The 23,331-nt window shown below is 51.2% G+C and carries 21 protein-coding genes; 10 read left to right on the top strand and 11 right to left on the bottom strand.

The window, feature by feature from the left end:
* Positions 1–60: 60 nt before the first annotated feature.
* From ACVXHP_RS08040 to ACVXHP_RS08060, 5 genes are read right to left on the bottom strand one after another with little or no spacing between them, the layout of a single operon-like run.
* The gene (locus tag ACVXHP_RS08040; RefSeq protein WP_447571246.1) at positions 61–2,718 is read right to left on the bottom strand and encodes a toprim domain-containing protein; all 2,658 of its coding nucleotides are present in this window, start codon (positions 2,716–2,718) and stop codon (positions 61–63) included.
* 39 nt (positions 2,719–2,757) lie between these two features.
* A complete protein-coding gene (locus ACVXHP_RS08045) occupies positions 2,758–2,976 on the bottom strand; it encodes a ParE family toxin-like protein (RefSeq protein WP_044713224.1) in 219 nt (72 codons plus the stop codon).
* A gap of 2 nt (positions 2,977–2,978) precedes the next feature.
* Positions 2,979–3,551, bottom strand: a complete 573-nt coding sequence (locus ACVXHP_RS08050) for a 3'-5' exonuclease (protein WP_447571247.1) — start codon at positions 3,549–3,551, stop codon at positions 2,979–2,981.
* A gap of 6 nt (positions 3,552–3,557) precedes the next feature.
* On the bottom strand, positions 3,558–3,890 hold the full coding sequence (locus ACVXHP_RS08055) for a hypothetical protein (protein ID WP_447571248.1): 333 nt from the start codon (positions 3,888–3,890) through the stop codon (positions 3,558–3,560).
* Entirely contained in the window at positions 3,887–4,162 is a 276-nt protein-coding gene (locus tag ACVXHP_RS08060; RefSeq protein WP_313848826.1) for a regulatory phage cox family protein, read from the bottom strand. The genes ACVXHP_RS08055 and ACVXHP_RS08060 overlap by 4 nt, the downstream gene beginning before the upstream one ends.
* Positions 4,163–4,285: 123 nt before the next feature.
* Here ACVXHP_RS08060 and ACVXHP_RS08065 point away from each other — a divergent pair, with 123 nt between their 5' ends.
* Positions 4,286–4,585: a helix-turn-helix domain-containing protein gene (locus tag ACVXHP_RS08065; RefSeq protein WP_000106734.1), complete on the top strand. Its 300-nt coding sequence runs from the start codon at positions 4,286–4,288 to the stop codon at positions 4,583–4,585.
* A 145-nt stretch (positions 4,586–4,730) separates the two neighbouring features.
* On the top strand, positions 4,731–5,744 hold the full coding sequence (locus ACVXHP_RS08070) for a phage integrase (RefSeq protein ID WP_447571249.1): 1,014 nt from the start codon (positions 4,731–4,733) through the stop codon (positions 5,742–5,744).
* A gap of 204 nt (positions 5,745–5,948) precedes the next feature.
* Here the strand turns inward: ACVXHP_RS08070 and clpA are convergent, their stop codons facing one another.
* Positions 5,949–8,225 (bottom strand): ATP-dependent Clp protease ATP-binding subunit ClpA, encoded by a 2,277-nt coding sequence (clpA, locus tag ACVXHP_RS08075; RefSeq protein ID WP_200005906.1) that lies wholly within the window; start codon positions 8,223–8,225, stop codon positions 5,949–5,951.
* 30 nt (positions 8,226–8,255) lie between these two features.
* Positions 8,256–8,576 (bottom strand): ATP-dependent Clp protease adapter ClpS, encoded by a 321-nt coding sequence (gene clpS, locus ACVXHP_RS08080; RefSeq protein ID WP_006683877.1) that lies wholly within the window; start codon positions 8,574–8,576, stop codon positions 8,256–8,258.
* A 323-nt stretch (positions 8,577–8,899) separates the two neighbouring features.
* On the opposite strand from clpS, the gene cspD reads away from it, so the two are divergent.
* Positions 8,900–9,124 carry a cold shock-like protein CspD gene (gene cspD / locus ACVXHP_RS08085; protein WP_003036813.1) on the top strand — a complete coding sequence of 75 codons (225 nt, stop codon included), beginning with the start codon at positions 8,900–8,902 and terminating at the stop codon, positions 9,122–9,124.
* A gap of 74 nt (positions 9,125–9,198) precedes the next feature.
* Here cspD and macB read toward each other — a convergent pair whose 3' ends face one another.
* A complete protein-coding gene (gene macB / locus ACVXHP_RS08090; RefSeq protein ID WP_304700392.1) occupies positions 9,199–11,145 on the bottom strand; it encodes a macrolide ABC transporter ATP-binding protein/permease MacB in 1,947 nt (648 codons plus the stop codon).
* Positions 11,142–12,257, bottom strand: coding sequence for a macrolide transporter subunit MacA (macA, locus tag ACVXHP_RS08095; protein ID WP_447571250.1), 1,116 nt, complete (start codon positions 12,255–12,257; stop codon positions 11,142–11,144). The genes macB and macA overlap by 4 nt, the downstream gene beginning before the upstream one ends.
* A 160-nt stretch (positions 12,258–12,417) precedes the next feature.
* Here macA and ACVXHP_RS08100 point away from each other — a divergent pair, with 160 nt between their 5' ends.
* A complete protein-coding gene (locus ACVXHP_RS08100) occupies positions 12,418–13,365 on the top strand; it encodes a VirK/YbjX family protein (RefSeq protein WP_447571251.1) in 948 nt (315 codons plus the stop codon).
* On the opposite strand, the gene ACVXHP_RS08105 is transcribed toward ACVXHP_RS08100, so the two are convergent.
* The gene (locus ACVXHP_RS08105) at positions 13,362–15,020 is read right to left on the bottom strand and encodes an ATP-dependent endonuclease (protein ID WP_316128840.1); all 1,659 of its coding nucleotides are present in this window, start codon (positions 15,018–15,020) and stop codon (positions 13,362–13,364) included. The two genes, ACVXHP_RS08100 and ACVXHP_RS08105, sit on opposite strands and share 4 nt — an antisense overlap.
* A gap of 371 nt (positions 15,021–15,391) precedes the next feature.
* On the opposite strand from ACVXHP_RS08105, the gene aqpZ reads away from it, so the two are divergent.
* The 4 genes from aqpZ to hcr all read left to right on the top strand — a co-directional run bounded on the left by aqpZ (position 15,392) and on the right by hcr (position 19,917).
* Positions 15,392–16,087 carry an aquaporin Z gene (gene aqpZ, locus ACVXHP_RS08110; RefSeq protein ID WP_042307410.1) on the top strand — a complete coding sequence of 232 codons (696 nt, stop codon included), beginning with the start codon at positions 15,392–15,394 and terminating at the stop codon, positions 16,085–16,087.
* A gap of 143 nt (positions 16,088–16,230) precedes the next feature.
* The gene (locus ACVXHP_RS08115) at positions 16,231–17,130 is read left to right on the top strand and encodes a lysine exporter LysO family protein (protein WP_316128841.1); all 900 of its coding nucleotides are present in this window, start codon (positions 16,231–16,233) and stop codon (positions 17,128–17,130) included.
* A 155-nt stretch (positions 17,131–17,285) separates the two neighbouring features.
* On the top strand, positions 17,286–18,938 hold the full coding sequence (gene hcp, locus ACVXHP_RS08120; protein WP_316128842.1) for a hydroxylamine reductase: 1,653 nt from the start codon (positions 17,286–17,288) through the stop codon (positions 18,936–18,938).
* 10 nt (positions 18,939–18,948) lie between these two features.
* A complete protein-coding gene (gene hcr, locus ACVXHP_RS08125) occupies positions 18,949–19,917 on the top strand; it encodes an NADH oxidoreductase (protein ID WP_447571252.1) in 969 nt (322 codons plus the stop codon).
* A 67-nt stretch (positions 19,918–19,984) separates the two neighbouring features.
* Here the strand turns inward: hcr and ACVXHP_RS08130 are convergent, their stop codons facing one another.
* Positions 19,985–20,419 (bottom strand): DoxX family protein, encoded by a 435-nt coding sequence (locus ACVXHP_RS08130; RefSeq protein WP_447571253.1) that lies wholly within the window; start codon positions 20,417–20,419, stop codon positions 19,985–19,987.
* Positions 20,420–20,572: 153 nt separating this feature from the next.
* Here ACVXHP_RS08130 and poxB point away from each other — a divergent pair, with 153 nt between their 5' ends.
* A complete protein-coding gene (gene poxB, locus ACVXHP_RS08135; RefSeq protein WP_447571254.1) occupies positions 20,573–22,291 on the top strand; it encodes a ubiquinone-dependent pyruvate dehydrogenase in 1,719 nt (572 codons plus the stop codon).
* A gap of 36 nt (positions 22,292–22,327) precedes the next feature.
* On the top strand, positions 22,328–23,329 hold the full coding sequence (gene ltaE, locus ACVXHP_RS08140; RefSeq protein WP_316128846.1) for a low-specificity L-threonine aldolase: 1,002 nt from the start codon (positions 22,328–22,330) through the stop codon (positions 23,327–23,329).
* Positions 23,330–23,331 lie beyond the last annotated feature (2 nt).

Raw genomic sequence — 23,331 nt, forward strand, 5'->3', positions numbered from 1 at the left:
ATAATTTATCCCGACACATAAACTTAATGTTTTATGTGCCGGGATAAAACTTTTAAATTGCTAATTTTCTCTTCTAAAAATCCAACATCGAAATGTTTCTGGCATTCTTTGCATATCCCCTTTACCACGATTATGACGCTCACTTACTGCGCTGCGCGTGGTGCTTTGTCTGATGAACCGGCGTTCATTACCGTTTTTAAGCAGCTTTTTAATTTCCGTTAAAGTGAACGAAATCCGCTGCCGGTGAGCTGCGGCGACTTCCTCAAGATGGTTAAAGTTAACCGCAATTTCATTTTCATCTGAGGAGTGATTGACACCATAGGGTGCCAGTTCATCCAGGTAATCAAACAGCTCCCAAAACTCCTGTACCATCGGGTGATCCTTTTTAAGCGCCTGACAACGTTCAATGGCCAGCGCGGTGATGGCTTCGCGCGTTTTTTCTATGCGTTCTACCGGTACCGGCACAACAAGCGCAAGCGCCTCCAGCAAGCCCACAAGCTGAGCGTGATTCTTTGCAATACGGATATGACGAATATTGCTGTTAGACTCCAGCGCATTCCTAGCACGCTCATACCCCTTGCCAAAAGTTTGCATGATTTCTTTTTCACGCATGGTGGCCAGCAGTGTGAATCCGGATACCTGGCTAACTGGGAGTTGTTCCAACCGCTCAGCAGCGTGGCGCGTCTGAATAGACTGCCCGCGTTTGTCGGTATATATATGGATAATACGCTCCAGAAACGCCTTGCTGCCGTCTGTATCAGCGTTCTGTGCAATCACAATACTGCCCCTGAAAGGTGGTTCGTATGTCTCGTTATTGTTGGATTTTATCCCCACAGCACGGGAAGCACGGCCGTTATACAATGATTTCAGTTCATCCCAGTCAAAAGCGCGTTGCTTGGCGTTATCCGTGGTACGATCGCCTTCGATTAACACAACCGGCAAGTTGCCGACCTGGGCAAAGTTACGCCCACGCGCTGCGGCCGTGGATTTAGAAGGATCAAAACCTTCGTATTCTTCACGGCCGGCGAGCTTCCACAGAAATTCAATCAGTGTGGATTTACCTGTCCCCGGTTCACCCACGATTTCCAGAAACGGGAATGACTTATCGCGCTCCCGGATTTGTTCAGCAAAAAGCGACCCCAGCCAGAATGCCAGCGCCACGTACCCCTTTTCACCAAATGCCGTCCAGATATCGTCAATCCAGCCCGTGGTAAATTCATTCAGCTTTGGATTCAGATCCAGCGATGGTGTCAGGCTCAGGCTTTTTACACTGGCGTGATTGATTTCAAAATAGTCTTCATCGTTCATCTCATACAGCCGGCCATCGCACACGGCCACACGGTTAAACAGCCACGCTGAATAATCTTTGTTGTAGCCAATAAAGTTCTGTGTCTTAACCTCTTTTATTTCAGGAAGCCGCATCTGGATGAACTTATCCAGTTGCTTGGTGCTGCCGGTGTATACCGCCCCTTTGGCGATATGCAGCAAACGTTTCTTAAACTCGGCGGAGCTGGTGAGCTGGTTCGCCGTAAAGGTATCTTTCACCGCTGGCCGGTTCGGCATATTGACCTTAACGTAATACCAGGACTCGTCAGTAGGTTCAGAACGCTGGAAATAGAGCGGAGTCAGCCAGCAGTTAGCTATTTCTGTCACGCCGCCAGATTCTTTCACAGCCCGTTCTTTGGCTTCCCAGTCCTGGATAACTTCGGTACCGGTATTACTGATTCGTTCATAGGCTCGCATGTACCTGTCCAGATCCAGTTCAAACCAGTACATGCGGGAATTGTGTTCAAAATAGAACGAATGCCACTCATTATGTTGATGCATGAGCAGCGCTTTTTCAGTCGGGCTTTTCGCCAGCAGAATATCGCCATAGTAGCGATAATTTTTGATGTCCGATTTGCTGAACCGGCCACGCAGCAACAAGTCATTCCAGTCCAGGCTGGAGGATGATTTCACCGGCTGCGCCGCGCGAACTTTCCAGCCGGCATCCTCACTACGGGCGGCGAACGCCAGCGTATGCTTTGTGCCGGCTTTATCACCATCAAATGCCCATACAAGGCGTGGGCGCGGTTTTTCGCCCAGTTCTTTGGCCAGCATATCCAGTGCGGCCAGCGGGTAGTTGTTACTGCTCAGTGTGGCAACCGCGGGTAAACCTGCCTGGCAAAGACTCAGCGCATTAAATATCCCCTCAGTGATCCAGATTTCGTTCACTTCCAGCAGATTGACAGAAGGTGGCACCCACCAGTGACCGACATAGCTCCCTTTAATATTGGCTTTTTGCTTACCAAAGCGTTGGGGCTGGTCAATAATGCGCTCCCACGTAGCACCACATGACAGCTTAAATTTGACTGTTGCCGATCCCATGCCATCTTTAACAAACGCGCCCTGGGTGAAAATGCCTTTCAGTGGTTCTGTATCCAGCCCTCTGGCCTCACGCAAATACGCCTCAGCAGCTGCGTGTGGGGTTTCCGGCGTGTCCTGATACCGCTTAGACCAGTCCTCAAAAATATCCGGGTACAGCTCTTTAACAACGACCTGATGGCCGCAGTTATTTTCGCGGCCACACTTCAGAATCCAGGGCTTATCTATGCTGGTGAATAATTCGCGCTTACGACACTTAGGGCATACACCCTGCTGCAAATACTTATCCCGCTCTTTAAACTCAAAATCCGGAACAAGACGGCGCACAACGTCCTGTTGTATCGTTGCGTTCATATATAATCCATGTGTGAAATGATGAATAAAAGGCAAAAACTATATTCTGTACTGCTTGTTATATCTTTCATGCGTCATTAACTCCCAGCTTCTGCCCTTATCCTTACTAAGCAAACGCCAGCGATAGGAGACATGAACAGAGAAATAATGATTTGGTTTTATAACCTGATAAATCTTTTTGCCGTTGTAATATTCTGTCAGCGCTGAAAATGCCTTGTTAATGACACTTTCACTTGCATGAGAGGTCACCTTCAGCATAGTTATTTCACACTGGATATTTTTAATAAATACATCCAGACATAAGAGACAACCTTCACTTGGTGAACAGCGTCATCTAGCGAATGGTGAGGAACCCCTTCAAACTTGATAATTTTATTGATATTCAGACCTAATGTTATAGCCAATTGTTCAACTGTTCTTACATCACGGTCATTCCAGAAATTCCAGAACGGAAAACGATAGCCGCACTTTTCGATTGCATGCCTAAGAATTACATTATCAAAACTTGGTCCCTTTCCCCACACCTGTAGAGTATGTGTATCACAATTATTATTAATAAAGGTTAAAAAATCCTCAATTACATCACGCAAGTCCTGACTTCCACCATAAAGCCATGCACGGCTAGCCTCCGGTTCTTGCCGCATCCACCACAAAACTGTCTCAGCACCTATAGTACAGCCATGAGCAACACTGCTCTCCAACATAATATTACGATAAAATGTTGCACCCATTTGCCCTGATGCAGGGTCAAAAAATACCGCACCTATAGAAGTAATGGCCGCTGTCGGTTTGTTATCCATTGTTTCAAGATCAATCATTAAATGTTTCATCATATATCCTTAACGTTGAACGGCAGTAAGTTGCACAGCGGATTTATTTTCTTTTACAGAACATGAGACAAGTGAGACAAGACCAGGAATATTATCTTCTGAAGGAATATTCCCATTAAAAGCCATCAAAGTAATTTCATGTAGTTCGCAATAATCATCAAACTCATTATTGAATCTGGCCATTAACGTCATACCTTCGAGACACTTAGCCAGTTTTAAATTTAGTTCCATTATCTGGATACCATCGCTATGAATGGAGAATGATTCTTTCTCAATAGTGCTTGCCTGTTCACGATATGTTCGTAACAGACTACGAATAAGAGTGGCGTATTTATTTTTCATTGTGGTTCTCCCAACCCCAACCACATTAACCACCCATCGCGGATCTCTTTTGGTCGACTTTCATACGCCAACTTCATTCCGTTGTTCCAGGCTGGAAGGTACACCCAATACTCACCTGCCCGCCCGGAAGTTGATTGCGGATCGGTCATCTCAACAACTGGTAGCTTTCCTTTCTCAATCATTCCCCTTACTGCTGCCGGTGTTTTGCCGATCAGTTTTGCAAACTCCTGGTACGGGACAGCATCACTAATACTGACAACTTGTTTGCTCATCTGCTAACCTCGTATCTAGATCTAACCAATGGGTTTCAAAGTTCTTTAATGGGCTTTGATGCACATTGACAACATCTAAAACCACATTAGAGATTTACGATAATATTAGAGGATCTTGATAACATGTCAACGCCCATAAGCGAAAAACTGGCGTTAGTTCGTGAGTCAGAGCGACTAAACCGGAAGCAATTCGCTGAAATAACTGGAGTTCCTTACAGTTCTCTAACTTATTATGAGAGCGGAAGAACTACGCCACCCACTGACGTAACGATGAAAATTCTCCAGCACCCCAGATTTAGCAAATACACGTTGTGGTTTATGACCGATCAGGTTGCTCCCGAAGCCGGTCAAATAGCACCGGCCCTCGCACACTTTGGGCAAGATGTAACAACATCGCAGCACTCAGACCAAAAGATTGGTTAACCATTCACCAGGCGCATCTTTATTACAAAATTTGTTTACTTGTTGCCAAATACGACAAGCACAACAAGTTTGTGAAGTCTAAGCGCAAGGGAAAATTAACAGCAGCAAAGAAAACGCAACCTAACACCATTCATTTGGGGGTCTTATGACAATTAAGAAACTCGATGATGGTCGTTATGAAGTGGACATCAGACCTGCAGGGCGCAACGGAAAGCGCATCCGCAGGAAATTTGACAAGAAAAGTGAGGCGGTAGCCTTTGAGAAGCACACACAGTACAACCACCACGATAAAGAGTGGCTGTCTAAGCCAACAGATAAGCGGCATCTGTCAGAGCTAACAAAAATCTGGTGGGAGTTGAAAGGTAAGCACGAAGAGCATGGAAAATCCAACCTGGGCAAAATTGAAATTTTCTCAAGGATTACCAGCGATCCGTGTGCGTTTCAGATAACCAAATCTCTGATTAGTCAGTACACGGCGGCAAGGCGAGGTCAGGGCATAAAGCCATCCAGCATTAACCGCGATCTTACCTGTATCAGCGGAATGTTTACGGCGCTGATTGAGGCTGAGCTGTTCTTCGGGGAACACCCCATACGAGGAACGAAAAGACTAAAAGAAGAGAAGCCAGAAACTGGTTATCTCACCCAGGATGAGATTGCCTTACTGCTCTCCCGGTTGAATGGGGATAACAAAAAGATCGCCGTTCTCTGTCTGAGTACCGGCGCAAGGTGGGGCGAAGCTGCAAAACTTAAGGCGGAACACATAATACAGAGCCGCGTGACATTCGTTAAAACCAAAACGAACAAGCCGCGCACCGTACCCGTATCTGACGAGGTGGCCAAATTGATTGCCGAAAACAAGAGAGGTTATCTGTTTCCTGATGCTGCTTATCCGGAATTCAGGCGCACCCTGAAAGAGGTAAAGCCCGACTTACCAGCCGGGCAGGCAACGCATGCATTGCGCCATAGTTTTGCAACTCACTTTATGATTAACGGGGGAAGCATTATCACGTTGCAAAGGATACTGGGACACTCGCGAATAGAGCAGACAATGGTCTATGCGCACTTTGCCCCGGAGTATTTACAGGATGCTGTTTCGCTCAATCCGTTGAGAGGTGGTGCTGACGCCCAGAGCGTCCACACAGTGTCCACAGTGGAGTAGTTTGTTATGGCTTTCAGTGGTCTTATGTGCCGCGCAAACCCGCATTGCACCGCTGAAAGCCCATGTTACCTACCCCGTAAAACGCCCTTACGCAGGCTTATTTTTTGCCTGCCGGTTAAACACTCCGAGTTCCCCCAATTCAAATCACTACATTCAGGCGAAAAAAAACCGGGCATTACGCCCGGCTTATGAGGTGATTAGAACTTAATGTGCGGCTTCTGGCTTGTGCTTTTGCGCACTCTGGAAACCATAGGTCAGCTCATTTTTCTCTTTATCCAACTCAACGGTTACCTGACCACCATCCACCAACGAACCGAACAGCAGTTCGTTGGCCAATGGTTTTTTCAGGTTGTCCTGAACAACACGCGTCATCGGACGTGCGCCCATCGCGCGGTCATAGCCTTTCTCTGCCAGCCAGTTACGTGCCTCCTGGCTTACTTCCAGCGAGACGCCTTTCTGATCCAGCTGTACCTGCAACTCGACAATAAACTTATCCACAACCTGATGAATCACCTCGGTAGAGAGATGGTCGAACCAGATAATATTGTCGAGACGGTTACGGAATTCCGGCGTAAACACTTTTTTGATTTCGCCCATCGCATCAGTGCTGTTGTCCTGATGAATAAGCCCAATCGATTTACGCTCGGTCTCACGTACCCCGGCGTTGGTAGTCATGACCAGCACCACGTTACGGAAGTCCGCCTTACGGCCATTATTGTCGGTCAGCGTACCGTTATCCATCACCTGCAGCAGCAGGTTAAAGACATCCGGATGCGCTTTTTCGATTTCATCCAACAGCAGGACCGCATGCGGGTGTTTAATGACCGCGTCGGTCAGCAAACCGCCCTGGTCATAACCGACATATCCCGGAGGCGCGCCAATCAGACGACTGACGGTGTGACGTTCCATATACTCGGACATATCAAAACGCAGCAGCTCAATACCGAGCGCTTTGGACAGCTGCACCGTGACTTCGGTCTTACCAACGCCAGTCGGTCCGGCAAACAGGAATGACCCGACCGGTTTATGCTCATGTCCGAGACCGGCACGGCTCATTTTGATCGCTTCAGTCAGCGCCTCAATGGCTTTATCCTGTCCGAATACCAGCATTTTCAGACGGTTGCCCAGATTTTTCAGCGTATCACGGTCGCTCTGCGACACGCTTTTCTCTGGGATCCGCGCGATGCGGGCCACGACGGACTCGATATCTGCCACGTTGACGGTTTTCTTGCGCTTGCTGACCGGCATCAGACGCGCACGTGCGCCCGCTTCATCGATCACGTCAATGGCTTTATCCGGCAGATGACGATCGTTGATGTATTTCACCGCCAGTTCGACCGCGGCACGTACTGCTTTAGCGGTGTAGCGAACGTCATGGTGCGCTTCGTATTTAGGTTTCAGACCGTTGATGATCTGCACGGTCTCTTCTACCGACGGCTCAGTGATATCAATTTTCTGGAAACGGCGCGCTAACGCACGGTCCTTCTCAAAAATATTGCTGAATTCCTGATAGGTTGTGGAACCTATCACACGGATTTTACCGCTGGAGAGCAGAGGCTTGATTAAGTTCGCCGCATCCACCTGGCCGCCCGAGGCCGCTCCCGCACCGATAATGGTGTGGATCTCATCAATAAACAGGATGCTGTTGGTATCCTGTTCCAGCTGTTTCAGCAGCGCTTTAAAGCGTTTTTCAAAATCGCCGCGATATTTGGTGCCCGCCAGCAGCGACCCGATATCCAGAGAGTAAAGGGTGCAGTCCGCCATGACTTCCGGCACGTCGCCCTGGACAATACGCCAGGCAAGACCTTCGGCAATCGCGGTTTTACCGACGCCAGATTCACCCACCAACAGCGGGTTGTTTTTTCTACGGCGGCACAGTACCTGAATGGCGCGCTCCAGCTCTTTTTCTCGGCCAATGAGCGGATCAATTCCGCCCACACGGGCAAGCTGGTTAAGGTTAGTCGTGAAGTTCTCCATACGGTCCTCCCCGCCAGCTTGCTCTTCGTTATTTGGCTGATTCCCAGAGTCAGAAGACTGACTTGGTTCGTCTTTGCGCGTGCCATGAGAAATAAAATTCACCACGTCCAGACGACTCACTTCATGCTTACGCAGCAGATAGGCCGCCTGAGATTCCTGCTCGCTAAAGATGGCTACCAGAACATTTGCGCCGGTAACTTCATTGCGCCCGGAGGACTGAACATGAAAGACCGCACGTTGCAGTACACGCTGAAAACTCAACGTTGGCTGCGTGTCGCGCTCTTCTTCACTGGCAGGCAATACGGGTGTGGTTTGTTCAATGAAGGCTTCGAGTTCCTGACGGAGCGCCACCAGATCCACAGAACACGCTTCCAGCGCTTCGCGGGCCGATGGGTTACTGAGCAACGCCAGTAACAAGTGCTCGACGGTCATAAACTCATGTCGGTGCTCGCGCGCTCTGGCGAAAGCCATGTTTAAACTGAGTTCCAGTTCTTGATTGAGCATAGGCACCTCCCCCAATATTTATGCCTGCATTCAGGCTTTTTCCAGCGTACACAGCAACGGATGCTCGTTCTCCCTCGCATATTTGTTCACCATCGCGACTTTGGTTTCAGCCACTTCGGCAGTGAATACGCCGCAGATAGCTTTACCTTGATAGTGAACTGCAAGCATCAGTTGCGTTGCACGTTCTACATCATAAGAAAAGAATTTTTGTAACACGTCAATAACAAACTCCATCGGAGTGTAGTCATCATTGATTAATATCACTTTATACATAGATGGCGGTTTTAGCGCGTCGCGCAATTTGTCTTCCGCCAGCAGATCGAAATCCAGCCAGTCGTTCGTCTTACTCATTGTCAGTCGTCATCTTCAGTTACGGTTTCCGGCAGAAAATGTTGCCGCTGACAAGCAGCCTATGCACACAATCAATCTACCTCAAGTATTAGATAACTATCATCTATTAGTGTCATCCGCGACATCTGTCACAGAACCGACAATAGCGTTAACTGCTTCAAATTTTGATGCATTTTTACCCTATTCCATCCGTCTGACGCTTGACGCCCCGCCTGATTTCTCTAAATTGTAGTTTCGAGAGTTGGCGAGGTTTTGAACAGCCCCCACTCCGCAACCGGTTCATTCCATCTTACTTATATAAGATCTACGAAGGATGTCGAAGTATGGAAACGGGTACTGTTAAGTGGTTCAACAACGCCAAAGGGTTTGGTTTCATCTGCCCTGAAGGCGGCGGCGAAGACATTTTCGCCCATTACTCCACCATTCAGATGGATGGTTACAGAACGCTAAAAGCCGGACAGTCTGTCCAGTTTGATGTCCACCAGGGGCCAAAAGGCAATCATGCCAGTGTCATCGTGCCTGTCATTGAAGCAGAAGCCGTCGCATAACCCTTCTGTCTCATTGTGTACATCCCGCAGTCAAAATGCCAGTCCTTGCGACTGGCATTTTTATCTCTGCCGCATTATTCCCGCGCCAGAGCATCTACCGGATCAAGCCGGGCCGCATTACGCGCCGGTAACCAGCCAAACAATATTCCGGTAGCGGTTGAGCACAGGAATGCCGTAAGCAGCGCAACGGGTGAGAAGCCAATTTCCCAGCCGGGCAGGAATAACTGTAGCGTAAAGGCGATCAGCATCGACAACGTGATGCCCAACGCGCCGCCAACCAGACATACCAGCACCGCTTCAATGAGGAACTGTTGCAGCACATCACTGGCGCGCGCGCCAACCGCCATACGAATGCCAATCTCGCGCGTTCGTTCGGTTACCGAAACCAGCATAATGTTCATCACGCCGATTCCACCTACCACCAGCGAAATGACCGCCACCAGCGTCAGGAAGAGTTGTAATGTACGTGTGGTCTTTTCGGCGGTTTTCAATACGCCGTCCATATTCCAGGTAAAGAAATCTTTCTTCCCATGGCGTAACGACAACAGGCGGGTAAGCTGCTGCTCAGCCTGAGCGCTATCAAAACCGTCCTTCACCCGCACAGTGATTGAGTTCAGCCACGATTGCCCCATAATTCGCCCGGACATGGTGCTGTAAGGCAGCCAGACTCGCAGGATCTTACTACTGCCGAACATCGACTGTTTCTCCTCTGCAACGCCAATCACCGTAGCAGGCATATTTCCCACCAAAATGACCTCGCCCACCACCTTCGCTTTATTGGGGAACAACTGTCGTCGGGTATTACTGTCGAGCACCACCACCTGCGCCCGGCCAGCAAGCTGTTCGGCGTTAAAGGTGGTGCCTTCGCTAAATGTCATGCCATAGACATTGAAATAGTCGCCGCTAACGCCGTTCGCACTGGCAGCCACGTCAATATTACCGTAGCGTAACCGCAGGTTCTTCGACACCGCAGGCGTCACCGAACTCACCCAGGGCTGTTTCTGCAGCGCGGTTAAATCGTCATATTTCAGCGCCTGTTGATACTGTGGATCGTCATCGCCGAAATCTTTGCCGGGATAGATATCAATAGTATTGGTACCGATAGCGCGAATGTCTGCCAGCACCAGCTGTTTTGCCGCATCCCCCACCACCACAATCGAAACTACCGAAGCAATACCGATGATGATCCCCAGCATGGTCAACAGCGTACGCATCTTATTCGCAGCCATTGCCAGCCAGGCCATAGTGAGCGCTTCGCGAAAACCGCTGATAAACTGGCTCCAGCCGGATACAGTTTTCACTGTCGGCTCGGAGATATCGCGTCCGCCAGAGGATTTGTGCGGCGGCGGATTGCGTACAATCTCTCCGTCGCGAATTTCAATTACGCGCTCGGCCTGCGCGGCAACCTGCGGGTCGTGCGTAACGATAATCACCGTATGCCCGCGATCGCGCAGTTGATGCAAAATCGCCATCACCTCTTCGCCAGAATGACTATCCAACGCGCCGGTGGGTTCGTCGGCAAGAATCACCTGCCCACCGTTCATCAACGCACGCGCAATACTGACCCGCTGCTGCTGACCACCGGAAAGCTGGGAAGGCTGATAGTCAACCCTGTCGCCCAGCCCCAATCGCTGGAGTAATTCCTGCGCACGAGCCAGACGTTGCTTACGTTCAGTCCCGGCATAGACCGCTGGCACCTCAACGTTTTGCGCGGCGGTTAAATGCGACAGCAAATGATAACGCTGGAAGATAAAACCGAAATGCTCGCGTCGCAGCTGCGCTAGCGCATCGCTATCGAGGGTAGAGACATCGCGCCCGGCCACCCGATACGTGCCGCTGGTAGGCTTATCAAGACAGCCGAGAATGTTCATCAGCGTCGATTTACCCGAACCAGACGCGCCGACAATCGCCACCATTTCACCGGCCTGAATGCTCAAGGAAACGTCCTTTAACACCTCGACCTGCCCTTCACCTGACGGGTAACTGCGGCGGATATTGCTCAGCTCAAGCAATGCCGTCATTTTTCCGCTCCAGGATTGCCCTCGCCGGTAATGACTTCATCTCCCTCTTCCAGCCCTTTCACAATCTCCACATCGGTATCATTGCGCGCGCCGATAACCACCTCACGCTCGCGGGTTTCGCCGTTACGCAGTAACCTGACGTTATAGCGATTATTACCAATAGGATCGCCCAGCGCCGACAGCGGGATGGTCAGGACATTTTTGACATCCGTAAGTTGAATATGGACCTGTGCAGTCATATCCAGACGCAGGATCCCTTTCGGGTTAGGCACCTCAAAGCGGGCATAGTAGAAAATCGCATCATTCACTTTTTCCGGCGTCGGGAGGACATCTTTCAGCGTACCTTCGTAGCGCGTCTGCGGATCGCCAAGGACAGTGAACCAGGCTTTTTGTCCGGGATGCAGGTGAATAACATCCGCCTCGGAAACCTGCGCTTTCACCAGCATGGTACTCATGTCTGCTAACGTCAGAATGTTAGGCGCCTGCTGGGCGGCAATAACGGTTTGGCCTTGCAGGGTGGTTATTTGCGTAACCTCACCTGCCATTGGCGCTACAATGCGGGTGTAATCAAGGTTGGTCTTTGCTGTATCAAGGGAGGCTTGATTACGCTTAATCTGTGCATCAATGGTGCCGATTTGCGCCTGTTTGACCGCCATTTCGGTAGCCGCGGTATCGAGATCCTGTTGTGAAACTGCCTGGGTTTTCGCCAACTGCTGCTGACGGGAAAGCGTCACCCGCGCCAGCTTCCACTCGGCTTCAGCCTGTAAACGCTGGGCGCGTAATTCCATCAGCGTCGCTTCAACCTCTTTGATCTGGTTTTGCGCCTGTTCAGGATCGATAACGCCAAGCAGTTGATCTTTTTTTACTTTATCGCCAATCGCGACAGACAGCGTTTTTAACTGCCCGCTAACCTGCGCCCCGACGTCAACTTTACGCAGCGCATCCAGTTTTCCGGTAGCCAGTACACTCTGCTGGAGATCGCCGGGACGAACAATTAACGTTTGATATTGAGGTAAAGGCGCATTAAGCGTTCGCCATAGCGCAATTATCGCCACAATAAGGATGATGGCGAAGATAAAATAGCGTTTTTTGATTTTTCCCTTGAGCTTCATAAATGTCCCAATTTCCCCCAATACGTCCATCAGAGTGGAGTGTTAAACGTCAACGTTAAATAAATAGCCGTTGAAAAGCGCAAGAATAACAGAGTTATTGATGAATGGTTAAGATCCACTGTGCTGAAATTAATGCCAGGGTATCAATCGGATTTATATTATGAGTCAACTAACTGAAAGCGCTTTTCTTTCCACCAAACCCATCACCAGCCTTGGTCTTTTTTACAGCCTGAGCCGCGGTCAGTTACGACCTGCACAGTGTTGGGATAAACGGAGCTTTCGGCGTAAGTTTATCTGGCGTTCATTACTGATACCTCGCCTTACCCGGGAATGGATGACTGAACTGGCAAAGTGGCCGGAGCTTGAAAATCTGCTCGCCCGTCAACCCCGGCTACCCGTTCGTCTGCATCGTCCTTACCTTGCCGCCAACTTCGATCGTAGAATGCGATTAGATGCGGTGCGTTTTCATTATCATGTTATCCGCCAGGCATTCTTGCCTGGTGAATTTAACGCCTTATTAAGTAGTGACGGCTTACAGTTGGCGCAAATTGAAGGCAAAGATAACGAGATATTTACCGTGACCATGATGATGTTTCCGGTACTCGATAAAGAGGGTGAAAGTACCATTCTGGTGCGAAATGGCGATGGTGACGAACTGACTAAAATGACATTTACCTTCTGCGAATATAATGGGAACAGTACATTATTTATCGGCGGCATGCAGGGCAATTCACAACTTCCGCACGAAGCAACACAAAAAGCGACCAAATCCTGCCACGGAATATTCCCCAAACGCATTGTTATGGAAGCCATTTGTCGTCTGGCAGAACAATTGAATATTGAAAAGGTAATGGCTGTCAGTAATGAACAGCATATCTTTCGCAGTCCGCGTTATAACGATCAAAACAAAGTGATTCTTTCCGACTACAACGCATTTTGGGCGTCGCTTGGCGGCGAGTGCGACAGTCGCGGGTACTATCATATTCCGCGTGCGCTGGCACGAAAAAGCGAAGCGGAGATTGCCAGTAAAAAACGCGCAGAATACCGCCGTCGCTATCAGCTACTGGACAGCATCCACGCGCAGTTGTCGTCGATGTTTCGCCACTAATCCGCTCTGCCGCGTGCCAGCCACAGCACGCGGGAAAACATTTTACGCAGCAACGTGGGGACGGCGTCTACACCACGTCGCCCTGCTTCCATCGCCACCTCGATCGCCAGATCCGGTTTTGACGACCGATGAATCGCCTTGGAGATAATTTTGCGCATATTCATTGGCACGTTTTCCGGGATCTGCGCGACGCGATGAAAGACATCGGCGAACCCCTGGCGATACATAAAGTGTTCCATATCCAGCGCGGGGAGCATGGTTAAATGATCGCGCTCCTCCTCTCTGTCGTTATTCAATAAACCGCGCACCGTGGCGGCATACTTTTTCCCGGCTTCATCACCATCGACCAGCACGTGCCATTCAATTCCCATCCGGCGGGCAAACTTAACCAATGGTTTGAGACCTGACTGAGCAAATTCAATGACTTTAATACCTTCCGCATCAAAGTGGTGTCCGCACTGGCGGGCCAGCTCGTTAATAACCCAGGTTTCCGTTTCGCCTTCCACCAGCAGCCAGCAGCGGGCAAACAGCGAAGATGCGCGATTGAAACGAATATGGAAGGCGATACGCCGACCGTCCTCCGCGCTGATCCCACCCGGCCCCAGCCGCCATGCGGCGACACGGGATGATTCACGTACCAGACGGACAACATGTTCCACCGGCGTGAGAGACAGCAACTCACCGGAGTTGGTGGTCGCCACCCGCTGAAGAGGAAGTAGATTCAGTAAGTGCCAGGCAACCGACAACATGATGGGATGTAAACGCGTTTCCGGATCTTCTATTAGCAATAAAGGCCGGGCATCTTTATCCAGCCTTAACGTGCCTTTGGCCTGTAACAGCGTCGAGAACAGTCCCAACAGGATAACGCGATGCGTTCGTCCGCCGGGCTTATCAATCATGCGGTTAATGATATCCAGATAGCGCCAGCTACGTTGTTCGTTATTGGAGCGGCGGCGCATCAGGCGATAGCGGGACTGACCAGAACCCTGCTCAGAAAAATAGTGCTCCAATAGCTGCACCATGGCCGACAGCCCCTGACGAATCTGCCCATCAGTGAGGTTTTGTGGTCGGGTAGCCAGTTCACGCGCCAGAAAATCCAGCTGGCGGGCGGTCACTTCAACATCCGCCGAATCCGGTACCGTACCGTTACGAATGCGCCGCATAAAACGCGCGTCACGCAGACGCAACACAGGCATCAGGCGCACGAGATGCCGCGCCAGATCGTTAATGTCGTCGAGCTCTAACGGATGACCATCGCCATCAAGAAAACTACGTAGCGTCAGCACGGTCCCGTCATCCGCACACTCGCCCTCCAGACGATAGAATATACGGTGATAACTATCGTGGCACGGCGTCCAGCAGGATTCCAGAGGACGATACCGACGAACCCGATGACGACCCGGTTGAGATTCACGAAACGTCAGGATAATGTGCAAATGATGTTCCCGGCCTTGTATATCCCCCGGCGGGAACCAAAAATCCTCACGGTCAAAATGGTATAAATCAGATTCCGGCGACAGCAGCAAGGTTAAAGCATCCAGCAGACTGGACTTACCCCACGCGTTCTCCCCAATCAGTACGTTACTCTGCTCAAGCATCAACGACAGGCGGTTAATACCACGAAATCCAACAATCTCAACGCGTTCGAGAATCATATAGCCTCCGGAAATGCTAACTTTTTCCTTCAAGTTATCAGGAGTATAACGTTAACCGGGCGCTCAGGGCACCCGATATCATCAGGAGGTTAATCCCAGAAATCAAAAAAATTAAGAATATTCTTCTTATGTTTTCCTGTGATTATAATTTCTAAGCTCAATCATCATTTTTAGCTAATTGAACTATGCTTCATTCATCCAATATTCAAAAAGGAATCACGACATATTGCCTTAAATCAAATTTTTTCATCAATTTAACTGGCGAAGGGATGATGTTTTTTTCTAAAATACCCGCTCTTTCATCATCGTCCCTTTAAGCGATGAATTACCGGGCAAGGAACACGAACCCGGAACTTTTAATTGAGGTGGTTATGTTCAGGAAATTAGCAGCCGAATTCTTCGGCACGTTTTGGCTCGTCTTTGGTGGATGCGGTAGCGCAGTACTGGCCGCAGCATTCCCGGAATTGGGAATTGGATTTGCCGGTGTCGCATTGGCATTTGGTCTGACCGTATTAACTATGGCCTATGCCGTAGGCCATATTTCAGGTGGCCATTTTAACCCGGCAGTCACCTTCGGTTTATGGGCTGGCGGTCGCTTCCCGGCGAAAGACGTTATTGGATATGTTATTGCGCAGGTTGTGGGCGGTATTGTTGCAGCAGCGGCTCTGTATCTTATTGCCAGCGGTAAAGCAGGTTTTGATGCAACCGCCAGCGGTTTTGCCTCGAACGGGTTTGGTGATCATTCACCAGGCGGCTATTCCATGCTTTCAGCTGTTGTAATTGAAATTATTCTGACCGCTGGCTTCTTATTAGTGATCCACGGCGCGACCGACAAACATGCTCCGGCAGGTTTTGCGCCTATTGCGATTGGTCTGGCGTTAACATTAATCCACTTGATCAGCATTCCAGTCACTAATACCTCCGTAAACCCGGCACGTAGTACCGCGGTTGCCATCTTCCAGGGCGGCTGGGCGTTGCAACAATTGTGGTTCTTCTGGGTTATGCCGATTATTGGTGGGGTTCTCGGCGGTCTTATTTACCGCACTCTGCTGGAAAAACGCGATTAATCGATAACAAAAAGGCCTGGCGAAAGTCAGGTCTTTTTTTTCCTCTCTATATTTCCTTTAATTTGCAACTTTACTCCCCTCTTTGCATTGAGTAGTGTGTGCTGGCGCATTTCGTCTTACATCTCAGCAAGGATCGGGTTTTCATGTTTTCAGGGCTGTTAATCATTCTGGTTCCCCTTATTGTGGGCTACCTTATTCCACTTCGGCATATGGGCGCATTAAAACTCATCAATCGCCTGTTGAGTTGGATCGTCTACCTTATTCTCTTTTTTATGGGCATCAGCCTGGCGTTTCTGGATAATCTCGCCAGCAACCTGTTAGCCATACTTCATTATTCCGCTGTCAGCGTGACGGTCATTTTGCTGTGTAATATCGCCGCACTGTTCTGGCTGGAGCGTTCACTGCCCTGGCGGCATAACCACCAGCAAGAGAAACTGCCGTCGCGAATCGCGATGGCGTTTGAGTCGCTGCAGCTTTGCGGGGTTGTCGTGGTGGGTTTCCTGCTGGGTCTCACTGGCCTTTCCTTTTTGCAGCACGCCACCGAAGCCAGCGAATATACCTTAATCTTTTTACTATTCCTGGTGGGGATTCAGCTGCGTAACAGCGGCATGACCCTCAAGCAAATCGTGCTGAATCGCCGGGGCATGATTGTGGCCGTCGTCGTCGTCGCCAGTTCGATGCTAGGGGGGGTTATCAATGCGTTGATCCTCGGCCTGCCGATAAAAACCGCGCTGGCGATGGCGTCAGGTTTTGGCTGGTATTCGCTGTCCGGTATTCTGTTAACCGAATCGTTCGGGCCGGTGATTGGGAGTGCCGCCTTTTTTAATGACCTGGCGCGTGAACTGATTGCCATTATGCTGATTCCCGGCATGGTGGGCCGCAGTCGTTCTACCGCGTTGGGGCTATGCGGGGCCACATCAATGGATTTCACCTTGCCGGTTTTACAGCGTAGCGGCGGACTGGAAATGGTTCCGGCAGCCATCGTGCACGGTTTTATCCTCAGTCTGTTAGTCCCTCTGCTGATGGCATTTTTCTCCGCCTGACACTCAGACAAATACCTCTCTGGCGGTAGTCGGCTACCGCCAAAATTGCGCTAAATCAATCTCCTTGCAAGTTGTAGCAGAAATCCCTTTTATCCCTGCGAGCACAGGCATAACCTTAAACATGTATATTAAATATAACTTTAAAAGGTGTGACCATGTTTTGTGTGCAATGTGAACAAACCATCCGTACTCCGGCAGGGAACGGCTGCTCTTACGCGCAGGGTATGTGCGGTAAAACGGCTGAAACCTCCGATTTGCAGGATCTGCTGATTGCTTCCCTACAAGGTCTGTCTGCATGGGCTGTTAAAGCGCGTGAATACGGCATCATCGATCATGAAATTGATAACTTTGCGCCGCGTGCGTTCTTCTCCACGCTGACCAACGTTAACTTCGACTCCCCGCGTATTGTTGGCTATGCCCGCGAAGCGATTGCCATGCGCGACGCGCTGAAAGCGCAATGTCTGAACATTGATGCGAACGCAGCGGTCGACAACCCGATGGCCGACCTGCAACTGGTGAGCGACGATCTGGGCGACCTGCAACGTCAGGCTGCGGAATTTACCCCGAACAAAGACAAAGCGACGATTGGTGAGAACATTCTCGGCCTGCGCCTGCTGTGCCTGTACGGCCTGAAAGGTGCGGCAGCTTACATGGAGCACGCGCACGTTCTCGGCCAGTACGACAACGACATCTATGCTCAGTACCACAAAATCATGGCCTGGCTGGGTACCTGGCCTGCCGATATGAACGCTCTGCTGGAGTGCTCTATGGAAATCGGCCAGATGAACTTCAAAGTGATGAGCATTCTGGACGCCGGTGAAACCACTAAATACGGTCACCCGACGCCGACTCAGGTCAACGTTAAAGCCACCGAAGGTAAATGCATCCTGATCTCCGGTCACGACCTGAAAGATCTCTACAACCTGCTGGAGCAGACCGAAGGTACCGGCGTTAACGTTTATACCCACGGCGAAATGCTGCCAGCACACGGCTACCCGGAACTGCGCAAGTTCAAACATCTGATTGGTAACTACGGCAGCGGCTGGCAGAACCAGCAGGTGGAATTCGCTCGCTTCCCTGGCCCAATCGTGATGACGTCTAACTGCATCATCGACCCAACCGTGGGCGCGTACGACGACCGTATCTGGACCCGTAGCATCGTCGGCTGGCCGGGTGTGAGCCACCTCGAAGGCGATAACTTCGGTCCGGTTATCGCTCAGGCACAGCAGATGGCAGGCTTCCCGTACAGCGAAATTCCGCACCTGATCACCGTAGGTTTCGGTCGTCAGACTCTGCTGGGCGCTGCTGATACCTTAATCGACCTGGTCAGCCGTGAAAAACTGCGTCACATCTTCCTGGTCGGCGGTTGCGACGGCGCGCGCGGCGAACGTAACTACTTCACCGACTTCGCCACCAGCGTACCGGACGACTGCCTGATCCTGACCCTGGCGTGCGGTAAATACCGTTTCAACAAACTGGAGTTCGGCGATATCGAAGGCCTGCCGCGTCTGGTCGATGCCGGTCAGTGTAACGATGCTTACTCTGCCATCATTCTGGCGGTCACGCTGGCAGAGAAACTGGGCTGTGGCGTGAACGATCTGCCGCTGTCTCTGGTGCTCTCCTGGTTTGAACAGAAAGCGATTGTGATTCTGCTGACCCTGCTGTCGCTGGGCGTGAAAAACATCGTCACTGGCCCGACGGCGCCTGGCTTCTTCACGCCGGACCTGCTGGCTGTGCTCAACGAGAAATTCGGTCTGCGTTCCGTGACCACCGTTGAAGAAGACATGAAGCAGTTGCTGAGCGCGTAAGGAGTAAAGAATGACAATGCCAACTCATCAGTGCCCATGGCGGATGCAGGTTCATCACATCCATCAGGAAACGCCGGATGTATGGACAATTTCGTTGCTGTGCCACGACTATTATCCGTACCGCGCCGGGCAGTATGCACTGGTCAGCGTACGTAATTCAGCCCAGACGCTGCGTGCTTACACCATTTCATCTACGCCGGGAGTAAGCGAGTACATCACGCTGACCGTTCGTCGGATTGACGATGGTGCCGGCTCACAGTGGCTGACCCGCGACGTGAAGCGCGGCGACTATATCTGGCTGTCCGATGCCATGGGTGAATTTACCTGTGAAGATAAGGCGGAAAATAAGTTCCTGATGCTGGCTGCCGGTTGCGGTGTGACGCCAATCATGTCAATGCGTCGCTGGTTGGCAAAGTACCGCCCACAGGCCGATGTGCAGGTGATCTTTAACGTGCGTTCACCGCAAGATGTTATTTTTGCCGACGAATGGCGCGAATATCCGGTGACCTTAGTCGCTGAAAACAATGCCACCCACGGTTTTGTCGCCGGCCGGCTGACCACCGACCTGCTGAAAAGCGTGCCGGATCTGACCTCTCGTACCGTGATGACCTGCGGCCCGGCGCCGTATATGGATCTGGTCGAGAAAGAAGTCAAAGCGCTGGGCGTGACGCGCTTTTTTAAAGAGCAGTTCTTCACGCCTGTTGCCGAGGCCGCTACCAGCGGTCTGAAGTTCACCAAGTTGCAACCGGCAAAAGAGTTTTATGCGCCGGTGGGCACTACGCTGCTGGACGCGCTGGAAAGTAACAAGGTGCCGGTCGTTGCCGCATGCCGTGCGGGCGTTTGCGGCTGCTGCAAAACCAAAGTGGTTGACGGTAACTACACGGTCAGCAGCACCATGACGCTGACGGATGCAGAAATTGCCGACGGCTATGTCCTGGCTTGTTCCTGTCATCCGCAGGGCAATTTGGTACTTGCTTAATCTGTAAAATAGTCCTTCGTAGCTGCTCCAGGCCGGATAACGCGTTTACGCCATATCCGGCTTTATTTTACCGCCAGGCCGAATTCTCTGCCACCGAGAAACGCCCCGCCCCTAAAAATGCGACAGCCAATGCCCCGATAAAGAAGTACACCAGACTCTCAATCGCCCATGCGCCGGTTTTGTCCAGTGACCAGGTTTCGCCCATCCCGACCATCAGCCATGCCACCACCATCGTAAAGGCCAGCCCCAAGGCCGCCGGACGGGTCAGGATCCCCAGAATAATTAGACAGGGCGCAACGACTTCCCCCAACAGAACGCCGTAAGCAATAAAGCCTGGAAAACCTTTCGCTATCAGCATGCCGCTGATGCCATCAATACCGGAGAACAATTTATGTAAGCCATGAAACAGCATCAGTCCGCCAACGGCGAGGCGTAACAAAAACTTGCCAAAGTCTTCATGAGTCAGCGTTCGGTTAACTGCATTTAATAGTTTAGTAACCATTTGAATTCATTCCTTGTTTCACCATGCCAGATATCAAACTACGCGTTATCTGCTCGAAATATAAGCTGCCGAAAATAAGGGGGAAATGAGAAGCATAACTATCATCTTCATCTAAACTTGTAACCGGTATCACATTAAAGGAGATGGAAAACCATGAAACAAACGGTTGCCGCTTTTATTGCTAAAACCCTCGAACAAGCTGGCGTTAAACGCATTTGGGGCGTAACGGGTGATTCATTAAATGGCCTCAGTGACAGTCTCAATCGTATGGGAACGATTGACTGGATGCCGACCCGTCATGAAGAGGTTGCCGCCTTCGCCGCTGGCGCAGAAGCGCAGCTAACCGGCGAACTGGCCGTCTGTGCCGGTTCATGTGGACCCGGCAACCTGCACCTGATTAATGGGCTGTTTGATTGCCACCGCAACCATGTTCCGGTCCTGGCGATTGCCGCACATATTCCTTCCAGTGAGATCGGCAGCGGTTATTTTCAGGAGACCCACCCGCAAGAGTTGTTCCGCGAATGTAGCCACTATTGCGAGCTGGTTTCCAGCCCTGAACAGATCCCGCAGGTACTCGCCATTGCCATGCGTAAAGCCGTATTAAATCGTGGTGTCTCAGTGGTGGTATTACCTGGCGACGTCGCGCTGAAGCCCGCGCCGGAAAGCGCCAGCACGCACTGGTATCATGCGCCGCTACCGGTAGTCACTCCGGCTGAAGAAGAGATAAAAAAACTGGCGCAACTGCTGCGTTATTCCAGCAATATCGCCCTGATGTGCGGCAGCGGCTGTGCCGGTGCGCATCAAGAACTGGTTGAGTTTGCGGCAAAAATCAAAGCGCCGATTGTCCACGCCCTGCGGGGGAAAGAACACGTCGAATACGACAACCCGTACGACGTCGGCATGACCGGGCTGATTGGCTTTTCATCCGGATTCCACACCATGATGAATGCCGATACGCTGATCCTGCTCGGCACCCAGTTCCCCTATCGCCCGTTCTATCCTACCGACGCCAAAATTATTCAGATTGATATCAATCCGGCGAGCATCGGCGCGCACAGTAAAGTTGATATGGCGCTGGTGGGCGATATTAAATCCACTCTCCGTGCCCTGCTGCCGGTGGTGGAGGAAAAAACCGAGCGGAAGTTTTTGGACAAAGCGCTGGAGCACTATCGTGAGGCGCGCAAGGGTCTGGATGATTTAGCCAAACCGAGCGAAAAAGCCATTCATCCACAGTATCTAGCGCAGCAAATCAGCCATTTTGCCGCTGACGACGCGATCTTTACCTGCGATGTTGGCACCCCGACAGTTTGGGCTGCACGCTATCTGAAAATGAACGGCAAACGCCGCCTGCTCGGGTCGTTTAACCACGGGTCGATGGCGAACGCTATGCCACAGGCACTCGGCGCACAAGCGACCGAACCGGGACGCCAGGTCATCGCCATGTGCGGTGACGGCGGTTTTAGCATGCTGATGGGCGATTTTCTGTCAGTTGTCCAGATGAAGCTGCCGGTGAAGATTATTGTCTTCAACAACAGCGTACTGGGATTTGTGGCGATGGAGATGAAGGCCGGCGGTTATCTGACCGACGGCACGGAGCTGCACGACACCAACTTCGCGCGGATTGCCGAAGCCTGCGGCATTACGGGCATTCGTGTGGAGAAATCCTCTGAGGTCGATGAAGCACTGCAAAGGGCGATGTCGATTGACGGTCCGGTGCTGGTCGATGTGGTGGTGGCTAAAGAAGAATTAGCCATCCCGCCGCAGATCAAGCTCGAACAAGCGAAAGGTTTTAGCCTGTATATGCTGCGTGCCATCATCAGTGGACGCGGTGATGAAGTGATGGAACTGGCGAAAACAAACTGGCTCAGGTAAAACAGAGGGCATTACCTCACTAAAAAAGGAATGCCCGTGATTGACTTACGCAGTGATACCGTAACCCGGCCGAGTCGCGCCATGCTGGAAGAGATGATGGCAGCCCCGGTCGGGGACGACGTGTACGGAGATGATCCTACCGTTAACGCTCTCCAGCAATACGCTGCAGAGCTTTCTGGCAAAGAAGCCGCTATTTTCTTACCTACCGGCACTCAGGCTAACCTGGTTGCGCTGCTCAGCCACTGCCAGCGCGGTGAAGAGTATATCGCAGGCCAGGGCGCACATAACTATCTCTACGAAGCGGGTGGCGCAGCGGTGCTCGGCAGCATTCAGCCGCAGCCTATCGATGCCGCGCCGGATGGCTCTCTGCCGCTGGACAAAGTGGCGGCAAAAATCAAAGCGGACGATATCCATTTCGCCCGCACACGTCTGCTTAGTCTGGAAAACACCCACAACGGCAAAGTGCTACCCCGCGAGTATCTGAAAGACGCCTGGGAATTCACTCGTGAGCGCAATCTGGCTCTGCATGTTGATGGTGCGCGTATTTTTAACGCCGTCGTCGCTTACGGCTGTGAGCTGAAAGAGATCACGCAATACTGCGACTCGTTCACCATTTGTCTCTCCAAAGGTCTGGGGACGCCGGTAGGCTCACTGCTGGTCGGTAGTCACGACTACATCAAACGTGCTATCCGCTGGCGTAAGATGACCGGCGGCGGAATGCGTCAGGCCGGGATTCTGGCTGCGGCCGGACTGTATGCGTTGAAAAATAACGTGGCGCGTTTACAGGAAGACCATGACAACGCGGCCTGGATGGCGGAACAACTGCGGGCAGCAGGCGCAGACGTTATGCGTCACGATACCAACATGCTGTTTGTCCGCGTTGGCGAAGAGCACGCTGCTGCGCTGGGCGAGTACATGAAGGCGCAAGGGGTACTGATTAACGCCTCCCCAATTGTACGCCTGGTGATGCATCTGGACGTATCGCGTGAACAACTTGCTGAAGTCGCCGCCCACTGGCGCGCTTTTTTAACTCGCTAAGG

Source organism: Citrobacter freundii complex sp. 2025EL-00176, assembly GCF_053309355.1.